This is a genomic window from Accumulibacter sp., from assembly GCF_023806625.1.
Lineage (GTDB): Bacteria > Pseudomonadota > Gammaproteobacteria > Burkholderiales > Rhodocyclaceae > Accumulibacter.
Genome location: NZ_JAMTDX010000020.1, coordinates 1 through 21,978 on the forward strand (window position 1 = coordinate 1; position 21,978 = coordinate 21,978).

At 66.3% G+C, this 21,978-nt stretch carries 20 protein-coding genes; 13 read left to right on the plus strand and 7 right to left on the minus strand.

Features of this window, described 5'->3' with window-relative positions:
- From NFW05_RS04415 to NFW05_RS04440, 6 genes are all read left to right on the plus strand, one after another.
- Nucleotides 1-1,517: SLC13 family permease (locus NFW05_RS04415; protein WP_295303025.1), on the plus strand; the 1,517-nt coding region annotated here is incomplete at its 5' end.
- Nucleotides 1,518-2,014: 497 nt separating this feature from the next.
- Nucleotides 2,015-2,878, plus strand: a complete 864-nt coding sequence (locus tag NFW05_RS04420; protein WP_295303026.1) for an amino acid ABC transporter substrate-binding protein — start codon at nt 2,015-2,017, stop codon at nt 2,876-2,878.
- 31 nt (nt 2,879-2,909) lie between these two features.
- Nucleotides 2,910-3,350 carry a glycine zipper 2TM domain-containing protein gene (locus NFW05_RS04425; RefSeq protein WP_295303027.1) on the plus strand — a complete coding sequence of 147 codons (441 nt, stop codon included), beginning with the start codon at nt 2,910-2,912 and terminating at the stop codon, nt 3,348-3,350.
- Nucleotides 3,351-3,628: 278 nt separating this feature from the next.
- Nucleotides 3,629-3,913, plus strand: a complete 285-nt coding sequence (locus tag NFW05_RS04430; RefSeq protein ID WP_295303028.1) for a hypothetical protein — start codon at nt 3,629-3,631, stop codon at nt 3,911-3,913.
- Between the two features lie 423 nt (nt 3,914-4,336).
- Entirely contained in the window at nt 4,337-5,587 is a 1,251-nt protein-coding gene (locus NFW05_RS04435; protein ID WP_295303029.1) for a patatin-like phospholipase family protein, read from the plus strand.
- 198 nt (nt 5,588-5,785) lie between these two features.
- A complete protein-coding gene (locus NFW05_RS04440; RefSeq protein ID WP_295303030.1) occupies nt 5,786-7,252 on the plus strand; it encodes a DegQ family serine endoprotease in 1,467 nt (488 codons plus the stop codon).
- A 607-nt stretch (nt 7,253-7,859) separates the two neighbouring features.
- On the opposite strand, the gene NFW05_RS04445 is transcribed toward NFW05_RS04440, so the two are convergent.
- Complete coding sequence (locus NFW05_RS04445) at nt 7,860-8,321, minus strand: transposase (protein WP_295303031.1); 462 nt, start codon at nt 8,319-8,321, stop codon at nt 7,860-7,862.
- Between the two features lie 581 nt (nt 8,322-8,902).
- On the opposite strand from NFW05_RS04445, the gene NFW05_RS04450 reads away from it, so the two are divergent.
- On the plus strand, nt 8,903-9,388 hold the full coding sequence (locus tag NFW05_RS04450; protein ID WP_295303032.1) for a tRNA (cytidine(34)-2'-O)-methyltransferase: 486 nt from the start codon (nt 8,903-8,905) through the stop codon (nt 9,386-9,388).
- On the opposite strand, the gene NFW05_RS04455 is transcribed toward NFW05_RS04450, so the two are convergent.
- From NFW05_RS04455 to nirJ, 4 genes are all read right to left on the minus strand, one after another.
- Nucleotides 9,389-9,997: a chorismate lyase gene (locus tag NFW05_RS04455; RefSeq protein ID WP_295303033.1), complete on the minus strand. Its 609-nt coding sequence runs from the start codon at nt 9,995-9,997 to the stop codon at nt 9,389-9,391. It lies immediately after the preceding gene.
- A gap of 25 nt (nt 9,998-10,022) precedes the next feature.
- A complete protein-coding gene (locus NFW05_RS04460) occupies nt 10,023-10,466 on the minus strand; it encodes a DUF192 domain-containing protein (protein ID WP_295303034.1) in 444 nt (147 codons plus the stop codon).
- A gap of 770 nt (nt 10,467-11,236) precedes the next feature.
- Nucleotides 11,237-12,835: a nitrite reductase gene (locus NFW05_RS04465; RefSeq protein WP_295303035.1), complete on the minus strand. Its 1,599-nt coding sequence runs from the start codon at nt 12,833-12,835 to the stop codon at nt 11,237-11,239.
- On the minus strand, nt 12,832-14,007 hold the full coding sequence (gene nirJ, locus NFW05_RS04470) for a heme d1 biosynthesis radical SAM protein NirJ (protein ID WP_295303036.1): 1,176 nt from the start codon (nt 14,005-14,007) through the stop codon (nt 12,832-12,834). Before nirJ ends, NFW05_RS04465 begins: the two co-directional genes overlap by 4 nt.
- 230 nt (nt 14,008-14,237) lie before the next feature.
- Between nirJ and NFW05_RS04475 the strand changes: the two genes are divergently transcribed.
- The 6 genes from NFW05_RS04475 (at nt 14,238) to NFW05_RS04500 (ending at nt 18,820) form a co-directional block, all read left to right on the plus strand.
- Nucleotides 14,238-15,248, plus strand: coding sequence for an NAD(P)-dependent alcohol dehydrogenase (locus NFW05_RS04475; RefSeq protein ID WP_295303037.1), 1,011 nt, complete (start codon nt 14,238-14,240; stop codon nt 15,246-15,248).
- A gap of 192 nt (nt 15,249-15,440) precedes the next feature.
- Nucleotides 15,441-16,241, plus strand: a complete 801-nt coding sequence (locus NFW05_RS04480) for an SGNH/GDSL hydrolase family protein (RefSeq protein ID WP_295303038.1) — start codon at nt 15,441-15,443, stop codon at nt 16,239-16,241.
- A gap of 75 nt (nt 16,242-16,316) precedes the next feature.
- Nucleotides 16,317-16,853 carry a hypothetical protein gene (locus tag NFW05_RS04485; RefSeq protein WP_295303039.1) on the plus strand — a complete coding sequence of 179 codons (537 nt, stop codon included), beginning with the start codon at nt 16,317-16,319 and terminating at the stop codon, nt 16,851-16,853.
- A gap of 235 nt (nt 16,854-17,088) precedes the next feature.
- Nucleotides 17,089-18,072 carry an MDR family oxidoreductase gene (locus tag NFW05_RS04490; protein ID WP_295303040.1) on the plus strand — a complete coding sequence of 328 codons (984 nt, stop codon included), beginning with the start codon at nt 17,089-17,091 and terminating at the stop codon, nt 18,070-18,072.
- Nucleotides 18,073-18,170: 98 nt separating this feature from the next.
- On the plus strand, nt 18,171-18,341 hold the full coding sequence (locus NFW05_RS04495) for a DUF1778 domain-containing protein (protein ID WP_295303052.1): 171 nt from the start codon (nt 18,171-18,173) through the stop codon (nt 18,339-18,341).
- Nucleotides 18,338-18,820, plus strand: a complete 483-nt coding sequence (locus tag NFW05_RS04500) for a GNAT family N-acetyltransferase (protein ID WP_295303041.1) — start codon at nt 18,338-18,340, stop codon at nt 18,818-18,820. Before NFW05_RS04495 ends, NFW05_RS04500 begins: the two co-directional genes overlap by 4 nt.
- Nucleotides 18,821-18,971: 151 nt before the next feature.
- On the opposite strand, the gene NFW05_RS04505 is transcribed toward NFW05_RS04500, so the two are convergent.
- Together NFW05_RS04505 and NFW05_RS04510 are read right to left on the minus strand one after the other, a co-directional pair.
- Nucleotides 18,972-21,140 (minus strand): exonuclease domain-containing protein, encoded by a 2,169-nt coding sequence (locus NFW05_RS04505; protein ID WP_295303042.1) that lies wholly within the window; start codon nt 21,138-21,140, stop codon nt 18,972-18,974.
- Nucleotides 21,141-21,178: 38 nt separating this feature from the next.
- On the minus strand, nt 21,179-21,943 hold the full coding sequence (locus tag NFW05_RS04510) for a ParA family protein (protein ID WP_295303043.1): 765 nt from the start codon (nt 21,941-21,943) through the stop codon (nt 21,179-21,181).
- Between the last annotated feature and the right edge of the window lie 35 nt (nt 21,944-21,978).

Consider the following 21,978-nt stretch of genomic DNA (forward strand, 5'->3'; position numbering starts at 1 on the left):
GGATCATCACCGTGGCGGCGATGCTCGTCATCGCCAAGGGCATCGTCCATACCGGCGCGGTATCGCGAGTCACCTGGGCGCTGTTGTCAACCGTCACCAGCGCGCAGAACGCCCTACGTCGCCTCGCGCTGCCCATCGGTGTCGGATCCGCCCTGATGAACACCACCCCGATCGTTGCCATGCTCGTGCCGGCAACCAAGGAACTGGAGCAGAACCGCGGGATCAACGCGCGGGAGGTGCTGCTGCCCATCGCGCACATCACGACTCTCGCCGGCTCGGTAACCCTGATCGGCACCAGTTCGAACCTGCTCATCGCCGGGATCGCTGCGCCAGCGGGCATCGACATGACCATGCTGTCGTTCGCCCCGGTGGCGTTGCCGGTTGCCATCGTCGGCGCGATCATCGTGTATCTGACCGCGCCGCTGATGCTGCGCGGCCAGGGGGAAGCGGCCGTGGCGACTCGCGACTGGCGAGTCGAGATCCCGGTCTCCGGGAAGGCGCTGGCGATTGGCCGGGTAGCCGCCGATTTCGGGATCGACCAGACGCAGCAGTACGTGCTCGATGCGATCCGGCGTTGGGATGCGGACCTTGATCCGTCGGCCCCGATCGAGGCTGGCGACATCCTGGTCTTCTCGGCGACCGAGGGTGGCGTCACCGCCTTGTGGAGCAGCCCCCTCTTCGGCTTGGCCGAACAGCGTCTCTACCGGGTTTCCGTCGGCTCAGGGGCCAACGGGACGGTGCGCGATTTCGAGACCGACGGGGGCATCCACGTCATCGCGGCGCGGACCACAGTTGCCCTCGCTGACACCGAGGTGCGCCCGGGGGCAACCACCTTCGTGACCACACCGAGCAAGTCCCTGCTCGTCGACCAGCCGGATGTGGCGATATTCGAGAAAGCCGCAGGGCTGAGCCCGCAACCGGCCAAGACCGCGTTCGCTCTTGCCATTCTGGTCGCGGTCATCGTTTCGGCGTCCTTCGGCTTGGTTCCGGTGGAAATGGCTTCATTGACCGGGGCCGTGCTCATGGTGATCACCGGCATCCTCAAGCCGAAGTCGGCCGTGCGGGCCCTCGACTGGAACGTGTTGTTCATCCTCGTCGGGTCGGTGGCACTCGGCGCGATCGTCGTCGAGAGCGGGCTCGCCAGAGTGCTCGCCGAGACCATCAGACAGGTTGCGGAAGGCAACGTGCTCGTCGTCGTCATCGTCTTCGCCGTGACGACGGCGATCGTGACCAACCTCGTTACCAATGCTGCAGCGGCGTCCATCCTTACCCCGGTGGCGATCGGCATAGCCAATGAACTCGGCCTCAACCCGGTGACGCTCCTGGCACTGATCGGGACCTGCATCTCGTTCACCTTCATCAACCCGTTCAGCCACCAGTCGAACCTGATGGTCATGCAGCCTGGCGGCTACACCTCGGCCTCGTTCGCCAGGTTCGGCATCCCGCTGGTCGCAGGATCGCTGGTGACCGTCGTCATCGTCAGCTACCTGCTGCTGCACCTGCAAGTGCGGTTCTAGTTGCGGCTGACCGGCGAGGATGTCGCGCCACAGTCAGACCGTCACGCCAGCCTCGCTCGGCACCCTCTTCCGCCTCGAGCGGAGGAAATCCAACGCGACCCACGGCGGTGTCTGAGCCTTCGTCGAGCGGTGTCAATCTCGCATTCGTGCCTCGGACGATGGTCCTTCCCGAGTCCCGCAACCAGATCTTCGTTGCCGAGAGCGACTCATCGAACGGGTCAAGGCGGACTGGCTACCGAGTGACGCTGGTCGGTCTGTGTGGACGCTACGCCTGACCGTCTGGCTCAGGCCCGGCGTTCCGTGCGAGGCGGGCTGGTTTCTTTACCCCTGATCGAGCCCGGGCCAGCCCGTTCTGGCTCGATGAACCGGGTGCGTGAACAGGGCATTTCGATTTGTGAAGTGGCAAAAGGCTGTAGTAGACTGCGCCGCGAGTTATCCGGCCGGGGAGCGGCACGCGATGTTCCCCCTTCTGACTCTCCAATCGAATCGAGGACTTCATGATCAAGACTCTCCTTGCAGCACTCGTCGTCGCCACAGCGCTGGCCGGCGGCACCGCCACGGCGCAGACCGGCTCCGGAACATTGGGCAAGATCAAGTCGGCGAAGGCCATCAACGTCGCCTATTCCCCCGATTCGTGGCCGTTCTCCTTTTCCGGACCCAATAACGAGCCGGCCGGGTATTCGATCGACCTGTGCAAACGGGTGATCGCGCAGATTGCGCATGCAGTCGGCGGCACAAAGCTGAAGGTGAACTGGATTGCCGGCTCGGTCAGCGAACGCCTGCAGATGGTCGCCAAGGGTCGCGCCGATCTCGAATGCGCCAATACCACTCAGACACAGACACGTCTGGCCAATGTCGATTTTTCCAATCTGATCTTCATCGACGGCGGCGGGCTGCTCGTCAAGGCCGGATCGCCGGTCAATCAGCTCACCGACCTGGCTGGGAAGCGGGTCGCGGTGCTCAAGGGAACGACCACCGAGATCCGGCTCAATGACCTGCTGCGCCTGGGCCAGATCAGCGCCACGGTGGTGACGGTTGCGGATGCGAATGCCGGACTGGTGATGCTCGAGGAGGGCAGCGTCGACGCCTACGCCGGCGACAAGGTCAAACTCGTCGGGCTGGCCGTTCAGGCGAAGGAACCCGCCAAGCTGGCACTGGTCGCCGAGGATCTGTCGATCGAACCCTACGCCATGGCCTTGCCGCGCAATGACTCGGCTTTCCGACTCGAGGTCAACAGGGCGCTGACCCAGGTCTACATGGGCGGCGACATCGAACAGATCTTCGCCCAATGGCTCGGCAAGCTGGGGCGGCCGACCGGCTTGCTGGCGGCCATGTTCCTGCTGAATTCGATTCCCAACTGAACAACACTGCACCCTGTACTGGAAGATGAAAATGACCAAGCTCTCGGGATGGCGGCGTTTTGCCGCTGCAACAGGCGCAGCCTTTACGCTGCTGCTGGCCGCCGGCTGCGAAACGACGCCGGCGTTCCAGGTTTCCCAGCCCTCGTCGCGTGACGGCACGGTCGAGTCGATCGTGCAGGATACGGTGCAGAGCGGCAACGCCGCGGTTGGCACGATCGGCGGTGCGGTGGTCGGCGGCTTGCTCGGCAATCAGATCGGCGGCGGCCGGGGCCAGACTGCAGCCACGGTCATCGGTGCCGGTGGTGGCGCGTTTGTCGGCAATCAGGTCGCACAGCGCCAGAATCTCGTCTGGCGAATCGGGGTGCGTTACGACGACGGCTCGCTGGCCACGATCCAGCAAACGTCCCCGCCAAACCTGCGCATCGGCGATCGTGTCCGCGTTTCGGCGAACGGCATCACGTTGCTCAGATAAAGTCCAAACTGAGGCTTCTTCTCCCGCTTCAACAGGCCTGATCTGACTCCGTCGGGGATCAATCGACCTCGCCTGCTGCCCAGGCTGCTCGCAGGCCGTGATTTCTCGCTGCGCGATGGGGTGCGCGCTGCCTGTCTCGCTGAACTGCCGGCGGGCCTGCGCGAGCACCCCTCGTCACGGCCGAATGGCACGGGCCCGGCACTGCCAAAGTCTCGGACAGCCATGGCCAGGTATCTGGCAATGGCGATTCGGGCAGCAGCCCCTGATTCGACCCACGCGTGGAGCAGATCTGGCAGCCACGCGGCTACGCGCAGCGACAGTTTCGCTCCAGGGCCTCAGGCGTTGATGAGACGCCCGGCAAGGGCGACAAGAGTCTTGTCGAGCGTCTGCTGGCACAATGCCGGGGAATGGCTCCCGGTTCCCACGCGCTTCTCTTCCTTTCGCCGGGGCGCGCGCTCGACCGCCTCGACGGCGGCCTGATTCGGGAAGCCCTCCAGCCGATGGACCACAGTTCAAAGCGCATTGAACGGCCCGCGGAGGAAATCCCCATGAGGGCGTGCTGAATCGGCGATCGATCTCCAACCGCTTCAGTCTGGACAGATTGCGAGAAGACTTCGATCGCTTGCGGCCATTCCGGGGACGATGTCGAAGCGAGTCGGTGAGCCAGCGGTGGCTATGGCGGAGCAGACCCATCCGGTCAGGTGATGGCCACTGCTGGTATGCGCGACCTTGTTGATCGGCCCAAGCGCCCGCAGACGCTCGACTTGGTGCGTAATGGCCGCAGAGGCGATGTTCAGGCGGCCGAACAGGTCTGCACGGCGCCAGCCGTGGACACCACACACGCTTCGTGCACCCGTTCCCGACTGCGCTCCCGCAGCGGCTCGGAAATCGTCGAGGTCGAAGATGCGAAAGCCGCGCGCAGGCAACTCGTCAGGCCTTCCGCCGGCATGCGCCTGGCGGCGTGCCGGTGATGGGGATTCGAACCGATGACACCGTTGACGCCACTTCAGCCACTCGCCCGGCTGGGATGCTGCGCGCTGCTGGTGCTGGCGCTCGTCGGTTGCGGTTCGCTGCCGCGCAATGGCGTCCCCGGCGAGTTGATGTCCGAAGCCACCATCCCGGGCATGCCCGACGTGCGTGCGCCGGCCGGTTTGCCAAGCGCGGTGATGGAACGTGACATGGCTGAATCCTTCGCCCAGGAGTCCGCCAGCGACTTCCCGGCGACGGCGGAGGGTGTCGTGCTCTACCCACACCTCGCACTGTCGGGTGGAGGCGCCAACGGGGCGTTCGGTGCCGGCTTTCTTAACGGCTGGTCGAGCACCGGCAAGCGCCCGACCTTCAAGGTGGTCACCGGCGTATCGACCGGAGCGCTGATGGCGCCGTTCGCGTTTCTTGGGCCATCCAGGGACGACGCGCTGCGCGAGTTCTATACGACCACAAGCTCGCGCGACATTTTCGTGCTCGGGGCGCTCACGTCGACCATCAGGCAATTGTTGTTCGGCGAGAGCATCGCCGACACGAGCCCGCTCGCCGAGCTGATCGAGCGGCATGTCGACGAGACCTTCCTGCGCGAGATCGCCCTGGCGCATCTGAGCGGCCGGCGCCTGTACATCGGGACCGTCGATCTCGATTCGCAACGCTTCCTCATCTGGAACATGGGGCTGATCGCCACCAGCGGCCATCCCGATGCGCTGCCACTCTTCCGCAAGGTCATGCTGGCGTCGGCCGCCATTCCCGTTGCCTTTTCGCCGGTATTCTTCGAAGTTGAAGCCGCCGGCCACCGCTATGACGAAATGCATGTCGATGGCGGCGTGGCCGCCAACGTATTCCACACCGGCGGGCTGTTCAGCGCCCGTGAGCTGCGCCAGAAGGCCGGTCGCGGTACCGCACGCGAGGACATCTTCGTCATCCACAACGGCCAACTGGCCGCGGCTACCGCGACCACGCGCCGCTCGATTCCGGATATCGCGCGACGCACGCTCGAGGCCGCCGGAAGAGCATCCGTGATTGGCGACCTCTTCCGCATCTACGCGCAGGCGCTGCGCGAACACTCGGGGTATCACTGGATCACCATTCCCGAAGGCATCAACCTCTCCGGAAACGAAACCTTCGACCCGCTGGTCATGCAACGACTCTACGACATCGGTTACGAGATCGCACGCGGCGGACCGCCCTGGAACCTCCTGCCGCCTGGCGTTCGCGGCGAAGCCAGAGCGATGCGAGGGGATGCGCATTAGGCGGCTTGTCGCAGTCCTCCTCGTTCGCCTCGACGACACGCCAGGAGCCGGGCTCCCCGCAAGGGTGGTGGTTCCCGGCACTGCCCGCACCACCTGATTGGGCGGTCGTTGTTGTTAAGTCAGCCTTAAGTCGTGTCGAGGCATGATTTCGCTGTCGGCGGGAATTTGGCCTGCCCGGAATCTACCCAGGAGAACGCAATGGACGCAAACAAGCTCAAACTGACCGCCAGCGCAGCCGCTGTTGTGGCGGCGCTGACCGGTGCCTACACTCTCGGCCACGCCAACTCCCCTGCGTCGCAGGCCTCTGCATCGCAAGTCACCGCTCCCATCACGATGAGCCAGCCGGCCGCAGCTGCGCGCGCCGAACTGCCCGACATGAGCGGCATCGTTGCGCGCAACAGTCCGTCCGTGGTCAATATCAGCGTATCCGGCACGCGCAAGGCAGGCTCGCGCGGACCCAGATCGCCCCAGTTCGACGATGATCAATCCATCCCGGACTTCCTCCGCCGGTTCGGCGCTCCGCACAACGGGGGCGATGCGCCCGCTCGCGGTCTGGGATCGGGCTTCATCGTCAGTCCGGATGGCACGATTCTCACCAATGCCCACGTCGTCGATGGCGCCGAGGAAGTCATCGTCAAGCTGACCGACAAGCGCGAGTTCAAGGCCAAGGTGCTCGGCCTCGATACCGCCAGCGACGTTGCCGTCCTGAAGATCGACGCGAAGGATCTGCCGGTCGTCAGGATCGGCTCGGCCGCCAACACCCGCGTCGGTGAATGGGTCCTCGCCATCGGCTCGCCGTTCGGCTTCGAGAGCAGCGCCAGTGCCGGCATCGTCTCGGCCTTCTCGCGATCCCTGCCCGACGGCAGCTACGTTCCTTTCATCCAGACCGATGTCGCGGTGAATCCCGGCAACTCGGGTGGACCATTGTTCAACATGGCGGGCGAGGTGATCGGCATCAACTCGCAGATCTACTCGCGCAGTGGCGGCTATCAGGGGCTCTCGTTCGCGATACCCATCGAGGTTGCGATGAATGTCGAAAGGCAGATCGTCGCCCACGGCAAGGTACAGCGCGGCCGACTCGGCGTCGCGATCCAGGAGGTCAATCAGTCGCTCGCCGACTCCTTCGGTCTCAAGAAACCCGCGGGGGCATTGGTCGGTTCGGTGGACAGGGACAGTCCTGCAGCGAAGGCCGGCCTGCAGCCGGGCGACGTCATTCTTTCGATCAACGGGAAGGAGATTGCCTCCTCCAACGAACTGCCGGCGATCGTCTCCTCGATGAAGCCAGGAGAGCAGGCGAAGCTCCAGGTGTGGCGCAAGGGCGAAACACGCGCGGTCGATGTCGAGGTCGGCAAGTTCGGTGACCAGCAACTGGCCAGCAACGACGCTCCCGACGCCGACAAGGGTCGTCTGGGCGTGGTGGTTCGTCCGCTCACCCCGGAAGAGCAGCGGCGTTCCGATGTCGGCAACGGGGTCATGGTCCAGAATGTCGCCGGCGCAGCGGCGAAGGCAGGCATTCAGCCGGGCGACATCGTCATCGCGGTAAACGGCGAGGCCATCTCGAGTACCGAGCAGTTGCGCAGCCTGATCAGCAAGGCTGGCAAGCGCATCGCTGTCCTGGTCGACCGCGGCAATGCCAGGATCTTCATTCCCGTCGATCTGGGCTAGGCGGAATGGATGAGCGGACGGGGACTGGCGCCAGATCCGGTCCCCTCGCAGGTCCCTTGCCTGTCGGACGACCCCCTGCCGAAACGCTGGCAGAGGAGTTCCTGCAGTGCCCGGACCCTCCCGCGTTTCTCACCGCTCGCCGCCCGGTCGGGGGTTCAAGTGGTGGCGCTTCCAGCTGGCTGACGGGGCGAGAGATCGGAAGAGCGGACGGTGCGGCGCCGGGTGGCCTGAGGTTGACGACGTCAGTCCGCCTCCCGGAGAACTGGTCCGCGAGCCTCCAGCATGGCTGGCTTCGGCCGGATTCCGGCGAGACCGATCCTCACCTTCAGCGTGAAACGCGGTTGGTCATCCGAGGCGGGCCAGTCCGGTACCGTGCCGCCCGAGGCTGCGCTGACCGTCGAGCAGGACGCAGGCGAACGAAGCCAACCCTAGCCGCGATTGACTGGCCCGCATGGCCGCCGTCGAGGTGCGGTCGGCAAAGAGACCGGGCTGGCACTCCTTGATCCGGTTCGGGTTCACTCCGTCCTGTGTCGAACGATGGTCAGCTGGGCAAAGCGTAGGGCAGGCAGATGGGTGAACTTGCCGGCGACGAGACAGGCCATGGCGATCAAGGTGTCGCGCGGCGATCGCCGCGCGCGCGGGCTCTGGCTTCCTGCAGTGCGCGGTTGATCGCTTCGCAGCAGCCGTCGTGCTTGCCGGCCGCGAAGCCGCTGAGCACGCCGTTCAGATGGCTGGTGATCGTTCGGGCGAGGCGCTTGAAGGAATCGAGGCGACAGCGTCTGGCCCAGCTGAGCCAGCCCTGGAACAGCGGCCTGGCTTCGTCAGGCGATCGGGCCGTCGCTCGGATGGCGCGCAAGGCTTGCTTGCTGCGCCGCGGTGCGGGCGGTCTTGCGGTTCGAGCGCTGCAGCCAATGCATGTCTGGAGTTGCGAGGTCGTCCATGCGGAAGGAGTCTTGAGCAGGCTCCAGCGCGTGCCCCAGAGTTCGGGCCGGCTCCTGACCTCGGCCCGGCGGGCCTCGTCGAGCGCCTTGCTGCCCAGGGCGACGACGGCGAAGCGGTCGAAGCACACCGTTGACCGGTTCGATCTGCCACGGAGCGGACAGGCCCAGCGCCTGGATGGACGACGTTTCGCTCAGGAACTCTTCCTCCAGCAGTGCAAGGCCGCTCACCAGGCCGATGGCGGCTGTCCGCCACCATCGGTCATCGGCAAGCGTCGCCGAGGCGGCAGCGAGGTCAGGGGTTCGGCTTCGCCCGGACTACGTCCGCCCTGGACATCCCCGCTCCCTCGAAGCCCCATCGCCAACCCCATGTCCGCAGGAAACGGAACAGACCCGAAATGCGGGCCGGACAACCGGCGTCCTGCCAGCCTCGGGCATGCAAGGGGCGGCGGGCTTCCCGAGGCGCAGGGCGGTTTCGCCGGCAACTCCGGGTTGCCGATGGGCAGCCGGGGCGGAGACGCTGCCAGGAACCCTGGACTCCGGCGGGTTTCGCCGGGTATCGTGTTGACTTTTCGCCCAGGTTGCCGCCGCGGTGCAGCGCCTGGCCCCCAACGCGTTCAGGCGACCCGGCGGCCGCTCCACCGGCCGGTCCTCGGCTGACCCAGCCGGATTCCGGCGAGCTTGCCTGATCCATTGTCCTGCGCGCAGAGACGTGTTCGAAGTCGTCCTTGTCCACCCCGAAATTCCGCCGAATACCGGCAACGTCATCCGGCTGTGCGCAAACACTGGAGCGCGTCTGCACCTGGTCCGGCCGCTGGGCTTCGAACTCTCCGAATACCGGTTGCGGCGCGCGGGAATGGACTACGCAGAGCTCGCCGCGGTCCATGTGCATGCCGACTGGGCCACCTGCTGCACAGCGCTGGCCGGGCTGTCACCCCAAGGCCGCCGGTTCGCGCTGACCACGCGCGGCACGAGGCGGCCGGTCGACGCCGGCTTTCGCGCCGGCGACATCCTCGTCTTTGGCTGCGAGACACGGGGCCTGCCCCCGGAAATCCTCGCCGGGTTCACGCCCGACGAGCGGCTGCGCCTGCCGATGGTTTCCGGCAACCGGAGCATCAACCTGTCGAATGCCGTCGCGGTCACCGTCTACGAAGCCTGGCGCCAGACCGGTTACGCCGGTGCAGACCCGGCTGACTGATCACTCGGCGCGGACGAAACCCGGCCAGCCGGCGCGACCACGGACGATGACCGAGCGGTCGAGTTCCACGACGCGCGGTGAGAAGACCTCGGTGACCAGCACCGACTGGCCGGCAAAGGCGAACAGAGAGCGCCGCGCCCAGAGCGTGCGCGGCGACTGGTCGCCATCGGCCAGGACATTTGCGGCCGAGGTGAACAGCGGATGGCGCCGGTTGAGGCGGCGAAAGTGCATCGGCCCGCGGGCGAAGCCGGGATGAGCGAAGAGCATCGCGCCGAGCGAACGATTGCCGAGACGCGCCAGCCAGACGGTCACCGGCCCGCGCGGAACGCAGGGCAGAACCGTGTGCGCGAAGACGACGATGCGTCCGTCGCAGCTCAGCATGACCTCACGCACCCAGGCGCTCGCGCCCGGCTCGATGCCCAGGATGGATGCTTCGTCGCCGTTCGGGCAGGCAATTCCCTGGCGCAGGACATGCACGGCGAAGCACCCGCGCGCCTGGATGCGCGCGGTCAGCGACCCGCGGTCGGCCAGCCAGGGCAGCAGCGACGCGCTCTCCGGGCAGCGCAGCAGGCGGCTGCGCCACGACGCTGCGTCAGCCGCGCTGATCATCGGAGGTCGGCGTCGGGCGAGGCGGCTAACGCGGTAGGGGCGACTGATCGACGCCGGCGATACGCGACCCTGCCGCGATCCCCTTGCTCGAGAACCATCCCTTGTTCATCTCGAGAGCAAAACGCGCGGGCTTGGCCGCACAGTGGTTGTCCTCGGTCTGCGGTTGCATGTCCTCGATGTTCAGGATGCGGCCGCCCTCGTCGAGGAAGGCGACCGACAGCGGCAGATAGGTGTTCTGCATCCACATGCAATGGCGTGCCGCCTGCGGAAAGACGAAGAGCATCCCCTGGTTGGCCGCCAGGCTGCGCCGATGCATCAGCCCTTGAGCGCGTTGTGCATCGGTTGCCGCGACTTCGGCGTCGATCCGGTAAAAGCCAGCAATCAACTCGATGTGCGGCGTCTGCGCCGCAGCGGAGGAAGCGAGCACGGCGCAGGGAATGGCGGTCAGCAAGAGAATCGGTGTGGACATCGAAGACTCCATCGACACGCCCGGACCAGCCAGGCGAGAAACGACGCATGGGCGAGCCAGGCGCGAGGGAAAACTGGGCAGCGGTGCATTCGGCAGCCGGCCGACCGCACCCGCAGCACGTTGAAGACGCCTACTTTCGCTCGGCCGAGCGCTTCCCGGCCGCGCTGGCCGACCGGCCCTTGAACGCTGCCTTTGCGCCGGTCGATGAAGCCGTGGGGCCCGACGCGCCGCGGCCCGCTCTGGCGCCGGGCGCAACGGCGGCGGACTTGCCGGCTTTCGCCCCGGACGAAGCAGACGTCTTGCCGCCCGACCGTGTCTTCTGGCCGCTTCCTGCGGCCGCAGTCCGCTTGCCGGCAGCACTCGCCGCGGAACCGCTCGGGCCGCCCGCCGGCTTCTTCGCCCCGCTCTTCGCGACGGCGTCGCGACTGGTACTCGCCGGTGCCGGAGGGGGGCTCTTCGTGCCTGGTCGCGGCGGCGTTCCGACCGCTTCGCCAAAGGTCACTTCACCCTCCTCATGCTCAGCGGCTTTCGGTACGGCGAGCGCGGTGCCCGCGAGAAGAAGCCACGCCGCCAGAACGGCGGTCGCCCGGTGCAAGATGGTCATGGTCATCGGTCATCGTCTCAACGCTCGTCGTCGCGCAAGGCCAACGCCGGCCGCTGCACCGGCTCCGGACGGTTCTCGACGAGCAGCCGCGCAGCGCGCTCGCCGACCTCCTCCGCGAAACGACCGGAAAGCGCCACCTTCGAATCGTGCGCCCCGTCACGCCGGCTCAGTGGCTCGTTCCTTCCGAGCGCGATATTTTATTCCACACGTTGTACTTGCCGACCGGTTTGTTGGCCGGGATGCGCTTGACCTCCCTGAGCGTCTCGGCGTCGATGACCACCAGTGCGCCGTCGCTCTCCCAGAGACTGGCCAGCGCATGGCGGCCATCGCGGGTGAACTCGACGTGTGCCAGCGTCTGGCCCGGCTTCGCCTCGATCCTGCCGACGACTTCGAGCTTCTGCTTGTCGATGACCTGCAGCTGGTGCTTGTGCTCGGGGCTCATCATCGAGTCGGTGAACGCGTAGCGGCTGTTCTCGTGGCTGCGCAGGAAGAAGCCCGGGCCGAGAGTCGGAATCTGCCGGACGTTCTCGAAAGTGACCAGGTCGACGACGGTCACCACCGCCTGATTGAGGTTGGGCGAGGCCATGACGGTCCGCTGTCTGCCGGAAGGATCGGTCCATTGCCAGGTGATTCCCGAGCCGAGATGCGGCATGCCGGGGAGATCGAGATCGGCGATCTTCCTGCGCACGTCGAGGTTGATGACCTGGCCCTTGCTCGCCGAACGCGACGAGCCGAGGATCTCCCGGTAGCCCGGCGTGAAGAAGAAGTCGTCGAGGTAGTCGACGAGCGGCGTCCGCCGCGGATTGAACATTCCCGGCTTGAAGCTGCCCTCGCGGTAGCGATAGTCGTGCACCAGGCCTTCGGCGACCGGCTCGGCGTCGGGATCGTAGCTGATCTCCCAGGCCTCGGGAACGTCCTTGAGCGCAGCCACGAAGCTCCTGCGCGGCGCCGCGTCATAGACCGCCGAAACCCGGGAACTCTTCGTCCCGGCGGCATTGACCGCCGGAATCACCTTGATCAGCGAGAGGTCGCTCGCCGAAAGGATCACCAGGCTGTGCGGCAGGTAGTTGGCGACGATCACCCACCTGCCGTCACTAGAGACGGCCGCGTTGCGCGTGTTCAGACCGGCACGGATTTCGGCGACGATGACCAGGTTGTAGATGTCGAACTTGCTGATCCAGCCGTCGCGCGAAGCAAAATAGACGAAGCGGCCGTCGGGCGAGAACTTCGGCCCACCGTGCAGCGCATAACGGCTCGGAAAGCGGTGCAGGCGCTCGAAACTGTCACCATCGATCAGCGAGACATGGTGATCGCCGGCCTCGACGACGACGAACAGATTGAGCGGGTCGGCTCCCTTGAGCGCCGGCGCGGGTTTCGCCGGCAAGCTGGCGGCTTCGGCATTGACGACCTGCGAGGCGCGGATCTCGGCTTCGCCCCATTTCGGCGCCGGAGAGGCCGGCGTGTAGATCCAGTCGGCGAGCTGCTGCGCCTCGCCGCTGCTCAGCCGGTCTGCGAAAGCCGGCATCTGCGTCGCGACGCGCCCCTCGCGGATGACCTTGACGGCCTCCGGTTTGCGCAGGCGTTCGAGGTTCTCGGGCAGCAGCGCCGGGCCGATTCCGCCGAGACGCGATTCGCCGTGGCAGGCCGCGCAATGCTCGCGGTACAGCTGCTGAACGTCGGCTGCCGACGCTGTCTTCGCCGCCGGGCCCACCGCGCAGACGCTCAGGCCGGCGGTGATCAGGATCGCTCGCCAGGTGCTGCTCATGCCCGGCGCAGGACGGTCGGCGCCAACGCCGGGGCGAAGCCAATCTCCTCGTCGTCGAGATAGCAGCCCGGATCCTCGGCCCACGGATCGCCGGTTGTCTGCTGCGCACGGACCCGCGTGTTGCCGTTGCAGATGTCGAAGTGCCGACATTCCCCGCAGCGCCCGGAAACGATTCGCGGAGAGCGCTTCAGGCCGGCCATCAGTGGGTCGGAGAGGTCCGTCCAGATCTCGGAGAAGCGGCGCTGGCGGACGTTGCCGAGGGTGTGGTGCCACCACATCGTGTCCGGGTGCACGTTGCCAAGGTTGTCGATGTTCGCCACATTGACGCCCGACGAGTTGCCACCCCACTGCACGAGCCGCGCGCGAATGTTCGCCGCGCGTTCGGGGAATCGCCGCGTCACCCAGTGCAGGAAGTAGACGCCGTCGGCGTCGTTGTTGCCGCTGGTGAATTCCTTGCGCAGACCCCGCTGCCGGAAGTCCCAGCAGGTCTCGAAGAGCAGGTCCATCGCCCGGCGCGTCAGCTGGTGCTGCGCGTCGTCGCGGCGGTTGCGGTTGCCACGGCCCGCGTAGTTGAGGTGCGAGAAGTAGAAGCGGTCGATGCCCTCGCGCTCGACGAGTTCCAGGAGGCGCGGCAGATCGCCGGCGTTGTCGCGGGTCATCGTGAAGCGCACGCCGATTTTCAGGCCACGGTCTCGGCACAGGCGGATTCCGGCGAGAGAGGCGTCGAAGGCGCCGGGCCGCTGGCGGAAGCGGTCGTGTGTGGCGCCGATCCCGTCGAGCGAAACGCCGACGTAGTTGAAGTCGCACGCAGCGATCCGTTCGACGGCATCGCCGTCGATCAGCGTGCCATTCGAGGACAGCCCGACGTAGAAGCCCATCGCGCGAGCGCGCCGGGCGATGTCGTAGATGTCCGGACGCAGCAGCGGCTCGCCGCCGGAGAGGATCAGCACCGGCACGCCGAACTCGCGGAGGTCGTCCATCACCGCGAAGACCTCGTCGGTAGACAGCTCTCCCGGAAAATTCCGGTCGGTCGAGATCGAATAACAGTGCCGGCAGGTCAGATTGCAGCGCCGGATCAGGTTCCAGATGACCACCGGGCCCGGCGGGCTCGGCCGCGGGCCGGGCTCCTTCGGCGTCACCAGTTCCTCGATGTATTGCGAAATCCTGAACATCCTGCGGTCCCCGACGAAATGCCGATATTACACGGCGGCGCGCGGGCGACGGCGTTGATGTGGATCAAGCGCAGCCGCCCGGATGCGCTGGCGCTTCTCGAAAGGCGCCCTGAAATGGTATAGCATGGCCCATGTCGAGACGCCCCCCAGCAAGCGCTGGCCAGGCCGCACCAGCGGCCGCGCCTTGCGCTCTTCGCCGCTTTCGCCTTCCCCGTTCCGGAGCCCCGTCGATGATCAGAGCCTACGCCGCCGATAAAGCTGGCGGCCCGCTGAAACCTTTCTCTTACGACCCCGGCGAACTCGGGCCGCACCAGGTGGAGATCGACGTTCTCGCCTGTGGAGTCTGCCATTCGGACCTGTCGATGCTCGACGACGAGTGGCGGATCAGTGCCTACCCGTTCGTTCCGGGGCACGAGGTGGTTGGCCGAGTGGCCCGCAAGGGAAACCACGTCAGGCACCTCGAGACGGGCGACACCGTCGGACTCGGCTGGTTCAGCGGCTGCTGCATGACCTGCAACGAATGCCTCGGCGGTCACCACAACCTCTGCCGGAACAACGAGCAGACGATCGTCGGCCGCTTCGGCGGCTTCGCCGACAAGGTCCGCTGCAACGGCGAGTGGGCCTTCCGCCTGCCGGCCGGCGTCGATCCCCGCAGTGCCGGGCCGCTGTTCTGCGGCGGAATCACGGTTTTTGGCCCGATCGTCGAGTTCGGTGTCAGCCCAACCGACCGCGCCGGCGTGATCGGCATCGGCGGACTCGGGCATCTCGCGCTGCAGTTCCTCAACAAGTGGGGTTGCGAGGTCACCGCTTTCACGACCACCGACGCGAAACGCGACGAGGCGCTGGCCATGGGCGCCCACCGGGTCGTCAACCTGACCGACGCCGCGCAGCTCGAAGCACTCGCCGGCTCACTCGATTTCGTGCTGTCGACGGTGAACGCCGACCTCGACTGGTCGCTCTTCCTGCGCACGCTGGCGCCTGGAGGCCGTCTGCACGTCGTCGGAGCCGTGCCGTCGCCGATCCCGGTTCCGGCGTTCGCGCTGATCGGCGGCCAGAAGAGCGTCTCCGGGTCGCCGGTCGGATCGCCGGCGACGACCCGCAGGATGCTCGAATTCTGCGCCCGCCACCGGATCGCACCGATCACCGAATACTTTCCGATGAGCCGGGTCAACGAAGCGCTGCAGCATCTGGCCTCGGGGAAGGCGCGCTACCGAGTCGTGCTCGAGAACGACTTCGCCTGATCGGCGAAGCCCGAGCAATGCACGACCGGTGTCGACTCGACCGGCACACCGGCAGCGGCGAGTCTATACTGCGACTGGACGACGCCGGCCCACTGCCGGAACAAGAAGTCGTCCGGCTGGCGAGACGCGAAGCCTCATCGGCAGCGCATTGCTGATGTTTCGGTGCGCTGCCCTTTTCGACGGGAGCAAGGGATGAATTTCGAGAACGTCTATTGGGACTGGAACCGGATGCAGAGCGACCACCACATGCCGTCGATCCTGGCGATCGGCGATTCGTGGTTCTGGTATCCGTTCCCTGGCGGGTCGCTGCTCAACCCGCTCGGCCGCGTCGTCGCGAGCAAGGAACACTACATCCTGGCCATCGGAAACAACGGCGCCGAAGCTTTCGACTACGTGTACGGCAAGTACGCCAAGTCGGTCAGGGCCGCACTGAGCCTCCACGGATCGGCGCTCTCGTCGGTATGGATCAGCGGCGGCGGCAACGACTTCGCCGGGATCAACGACCTGCTGCCGTTGCTCAACGGCGACTGCCGCAAGGCGACCAACGCCGGCGACTGCTTCAGGAGTGGCGATGGCGAAAGGACGCTGAACTGGCTGTTGAGGAAAACCGCCGAAAGCTACCGGGCGCTGATCGGCCAGATCCTCGCTTCCACGGACAGCCGGTCGAAGGTGGTCATGCACGACTACGATTACGCCTTTCCGACTGGCAAGGGCGTGTTCGGCAACCGCGGGAGTTGGCTCAAGCCGGCGCTCGACAATGCCGGGGTCCCCGCGGGATTGCAGCACGAGTGCATCCGTCATCTGATCGATCGCCTGACCGTGACGCTCCAGGATCTGACGCGGATCGACCCGCAGCGGATCTTCCTCGTCGACAGCCGCAACACGCTCGCCGAAGCGGACTGGGCCAACGAACTGCATCCCAAGCCGGCCGGCTTCCAGAAGATCGCTCTGCGCAAGTGGCAACCGCTGCTGAAGAACCTGGAACTTGCCTGAGGGACACGCCTCTCGGCGTGACGCACGTGGCCCGCCCGCGCGACCCGGTGCCTTGGCCGAGGGCACCCAACTGAGATGAACGCCGGCACGATGGGGCCCCTCGCCAAGGTCGCTGTGACGGTCGCCGGTTACGCTCTGGCCCTGCTCGTCGCCTCGGCAGTGGTGGCGGTCTACGTGCTGTGGACCAGTGGTCCGGACCGCGACGCTTCGGGCGGAATGCACGCCTTCGGCGACGGCCTGTTGTTCCTGGCCGTCTTCAGCATCGCATCCATTCCACCGACCGCCGCCGCCCTCTTCTTCCTGAGAACGTATCGCGTCTTCTGGATCGCCCTGCTGCTCGCCGCATCGGCCGTCGTGGCGAGCGGTCTCGCGGCACTCGCCGTCTATCTCGGCGCGCGGGCCGCCGATCCGGGATCGATCCTGCACCAGTGGGACGCTCTGGCAGTGCTCAGGATCCTCGTCGCACCGGCGTTCGCGCTGGCCTTCCTGGTCGCCGGTGTGCTGGCTCCGGCACGGGCGAGCCGAGTCGGACTGCTCGTTGCCGCGACCAGCGAGGCCGGCGTCTTCGCGACCGTCCTGCTGATCTGGCTCACCGCGCTGCGGCCTTTCTGACGAGCGAAGAGTCGATCCGTGCGGACACCCCCGAAGGCATGGCGTCGGAGGCATCGAGCGTGGCGCAGCTGAATCGATCCTCGTCCGTGGAGCGCTCAAGCCCATGAACACACTTGGCACTCCCGCCGGCCATCGAGTAGCGCCGATCGACCGCGCGAGCCACCAGGCCTGGTCGCCCAAGCCACCAGCCAGCGAAACTTCCTTACCGTTTCACTCACCAGAGGAGAGCCTCACCATGTTCAAGGGAATCCTGATCACCAAGGACGAAGCCGGCTACCGGGCCCGGTTCCAGGAGATCGACGAAGCGATCCTGCCGCAGGGCGACGTGACCGTGCGCGTCGAATGGAGCACGCTGAACTACAAGGACGGCCTGGCGCTCACCGGCAAGGCACCGGTCGTCCGCCGCTTTCCGATGATCCCGGGAATCGACTTCGCCGGTACGATCAGCGAGAGCAGCCATGCCGCCTGGAAGGTCGGCGATCGCGTGATCCTCAACGGCTGGGGTGTCGGCGAAACGCACTGCGGCGGGCTCGCCGGGATCGCCCGCGTCAGGGGTGACTGGCTCGTCGCCCTGCCGGCCGCCTTCACGGAGCGTCAGGCGATGGCCATCGGCACCGCCGGCTACACGGCGATGCTCTGCGTGCTGGCGCTCGAGAGGCACGGTGTCCGGCCAGGCGACGGCGAGATCCTGGTCACCGGCGCAAGCGGCGGGGTCGGCAGCGTGGCCACCGCGCTGCTCGGCAAACTCGGCTACCGCGTCGTCGCGTCGACCGGACGCACCGCCGAGGCGGACTACCTCAAGGCGCTCGGCGCCGCCGAAGTGATCGAGCGCAGCGAGCTCTCGGGACCCGGCAAGCCGATCGGCAGGGAACGCTGGGCCGGCGTCGTGGACACGGTCGGCAGCCACACGCTGGCCAACGCCTGTGCGACGACGCGCTATTGCGGCGCCGTCGCCGCCTGTGGTCTCGCTGGCGGGATGGATTTTCCGGCGACGGTCGCGCCGTTCATTCTCCGCGGCGTGACACTCTACGGCATCGACAGCGTGATGGCTCCCCTCTCGGTGCGCCAGACGGCGTGGGCGCGCCTGGCGCAGGACCTCGAGATCGGCCGCCTCGAAGCGATGACCAGCGAGATTGGCCTGTCGGAAGCCGTCGAGGTCGGCGCGCGCCTGCTCGAAGGCAAGGTCCGCGGACGCGTCGTCGTCGATGTCGGGCGATAGCTTCTTCGGGCAGCCAGCTGCGCAGGGCGCCCGGCAGCGTCGCCGCTCGGTCCGGCGCGCCGGTTTCCCGGCCACCGCTGCCGGCGCTCAGGGACTTCATCCTCGAGGCCGCCTGTGAGCGAACCCAAGCCATCCTGGTGAACCGCGCTCGCTTGAGCCTCGATGCCGGCAAGTTCCAGCAGTTCCTCGATCTGCTCAATGCGCCACCCAGGCCCAGCGAAGGTCTCGATCGACGGCTCGCGCTCAAGGCGTCCTGGGACGAGGGATGAGCGTCGATCTCTCGGCGCCGCAACCGCTCTCCACAGCTCACCGGATCGATGACTTTTGCTGTGGTGAACACGTTCTGGACGATTGGCTCAAGCGTCGAGAGATGGCAACCCAGCTTGGCGGTGCCAGCCGCGGCTTCGTCTTCGCCGATCGGCAAGGGCGCGTTTACGGGCACCAGGTGACGGCAGCCGGTGCCGTCTCGCATCAGCTGGCACCCGAACGTGTAAGGCCTGATCCGATCCCGGTGATGGTTCTGGCACGGATCGCGGTCGATCGACGGTCGCAAGAAATCAGCCTGGGCGCAGCGTTGCTCAGGGACGCCGTGAATCGCACCGTGACCGTGTCGCAAAGCACAGATGTCCGGGCGCTGCTCGTCCACGCCCTTCACGAGCACACCAGGTGGTTTGACGAGTACTACGGCTTAACCGTCTCGCCGGTCGATTCGATGACTCCGACGCTGGATCTGAGTAGCAGATCCTGATATCGCGCCTGGCTTCTGCGGAGCAGAGTGATCGGCAAGCAGGAATGCCTCGGGGGGGTGGGAGGCTGCTGCCCGAACACACCGGGGCCGCCCGGAGTCGGAGCGAAAAACGTGGTCTGTCCCCGATTGCCCCGGCGCCTCAGCGAGGGCCTCAGTACTTCAGCCGGGCGAAGTAGCTCTTCTCCGATGCTTCGAGCGCCTGGCGCAGCGTCACGATTCCAGCCTGCGCGAGCAGCGGCAGCATCCTGAGGAAGACTTCGGCCGTTGCGCAGGCGTCGCCGAGCGCGCTGTGTCGTCCCTCGATGGTCACGCCCAGACGCTCGGCGATGCTGTCGAGCTGATGCGAGTCCTGATTCGGCTGCAGGACACCCGAGAGCAGCAGCGTATCGAGCACCGGCTGGCTGAACGAGACGCCGGTGCGCTCCTCCTTGAGCTGCAGGAAGCGCATGTCGAAGGCGGCATTGTGCGCGACGAGGACGGTGTCGCTGCAGAAGTCGTGGAAGGCCGGAAGCACGGCGTCGATCAGCGGCTGACCGCGAACCATGTCATCGGTGATGCCGTGCACGCGGACCCCTTCGGGGCGCAGGAAGCGCTCCGGGTCGACGAGCTGGTCGAAGTTCTCGTGACGCAGGAGACGCCCATTGACGATGCGCACCGCGCCGATCTGGATGATCTCGTCGCCTGCCGCCGGCTCGAGGCCGGTGGTTTCGGTATCGAAGACCGTGTAGCTCAGGTCGGCGAGCGGCCGGTCGAGATCGATGCTTTGGTCCCGGAAACGGAAAAGGTCGAAGTCGTAGTACTCGGGACGCACACCGACAGCGTCGGCGACCTCTCCGGGCGCCCGCGTCTGTGGCGCCGCGACGGGCAGGACGAAGCGGAAAAAGCAGCGCTGCGCGGCTTTCTCGCGTTCGTACCAGACCTCTCCGCCATGGCGGTCGATCACGTCACGCAGCGACAGCGGGGACACCTCGTTACCAACCCGCATCGGCTCGGCCTCCCAGGTGTAGAAGGTCTCCAGCGACATCGCGTGACCGGTCCAGATGATGTCGAGGTAGGCAAGGGTGCCGAAGGGCAGCAGCCTGAAGCGCAGTTCGCGGATTCCGTAGTGATCGACGAGACGGGAGGCCAGCGAGCAGATCGAGAGGACCAGGGAAAAGCTCTCCGCACGCAGCCAGAGGTTCTCGTCGAGGTCCTCGGTCCTCGTCGCGACCTTGAACTGCTCCTCGATCCGCCGCTGGGCGGCGGCAAGGATGTCCGTTCCCTGCACGTCCTCGACCGGCCAGCGCGTCTTGAGCGTGTCGGCGAACTCGCTCATCGTCAGGTCGAGCCGCTGACTCATGCGCAGCACCTCGTCGCTGATGATCCCGACGAAGCGCTCGCGGATCTCGGCTTCCATGTCCGGATAGTCCATCAGGTTGCCGACGGCGACGCGAATGTTGGCCAGACCGCCGCGGGTGCCGTCGGTCAGCGACTGCAGCACCTGATCGCGCCTCGACTCGAGCTCGATGTTCCGGGTGATGTTCTCGACGGTGAGCACGTAACCGCTCATCGGCATCTCCGACTGGCCCGGATCCCCGGTGGCGAGCACCGGAACGAGCTGGACGCGCAACAGCTGCCCCCCACGAGCCGCAGTGATGAAGTTGGCGATCGCCGTCGCCGATCCTTTGCCCAACCGCTGGCGGACGACTTCGAGCGCGTGGTCGATCTGGCTGCGTTCGAGAACCGAAAAGATCGACCGCCCGAGGCCGATCAGCGCCCCGCCCGAGACCGCGGTGCTTCCCTGAGCCAACGCGCGGAACTGCAGGCGCGCCCGACTGTTGTAGAGCAGGATCCGGCCGTCCCGGTTGCACACCACGACGGCCTGCGCGAGTTCGGACATCAGCGCGGCGAGGCGGTTCTTCTCTTCCTCGACCGACGCCTTGGCCGCCGAAACCTGAGCATCGACGTCGTCCATCAGCCGGTCACGCTGCTCGCCGAGGTCGTTGATCGCGCGCGCGAGCACTTGCACTTCGGGCGGGCCCTCCGGAGTGACCCGGAAGTTCCGGTTCGCCGAGAGCATCAGGTGCAAATTCTCGGCCATCCTCAGCAGGCCCTGCACGTACTGGCGAAACAGATGGCGGATGACCAGCAGGCCGACGATGAACCCGAAGGTCGTCATCAGCGCACCGAGCGGAAGGTGCGGGACGATCAACTGCACGAGCAACGCTTCTTCGGCCGGCTGCGCACTGGCCCAGATCAGCGCCGCAGTGATCACGAACGGTCCGGTCATCAGCAGGCCGAGGACGACCACCGAGACGGCAAAGCGGAGGCGCGCGTCCATCGAGGGGCCAGGGCTGACGATCGGAAGAAGCGGACGGCCTATTGTGCCAGCAGATCGTAGAGCGCGCTGAACTCGGCGGTGAGCTTGTGTCGTGGATCGAGATGGATCATCGGCAACGCCTGGTGATGCGACTCGCGGATGCGGATCGAGGCCGAGAGGAAGGCATCGAGGATCGGCAGTCCCTCGGCGCGCAGTTCGTCGATCAGCCGCGACGGCAGGTTGGCACGCGCCTGGTACTGGTTGACGACGATGCCCTCGACGCGCAGGCGCTGATTGTGATCGCCCTGAATCTCGCGCACGCTGTCGAGCAGCGAATACAGCGCGCGGCGCGAAAAGTCATCGCAATCGAAAGGAATCAGGCAGGTGTCGGCGGCGATCAGCGCCGATCGGGTGAAGAAGTTGAGCGCCGGCGGCGTGTCGATGAACACTTCGTCGTAGCCGCCGAGCTTGTCGAGCGCGTCGCGGAGCTTGAACATCTTGTAGCGCGACTCGAGCCTGAACTGCACTTCCTCGAGCCGCGGGTCGGACGGGATGACCGCCAGGTTGGCGAACGGCGTAGCCACCGCGTAGCTGTCGAGCGGCTGCGGAAAGAGCGTGTAGCCGAGCATCTCGTCGAAGAAATGGGCGAGCGTCTTCTTCTGTTGATCGAGTGTCGCGCCGAGCAGGTAACGGGAGGCGTTGGCCTGCGGATCGAGATCGACGAGCAGCGTCCGCCGGCCGCGCGAAGCAGCGATCGCCGCCAGGTTGCAGGCGATCGTGGACTTGCCTACCCCGCCCTTCTGATTGAAGATCACCCGGCGCATCCGATTTCCCCTGACCATACGTGGATTATGGCGAG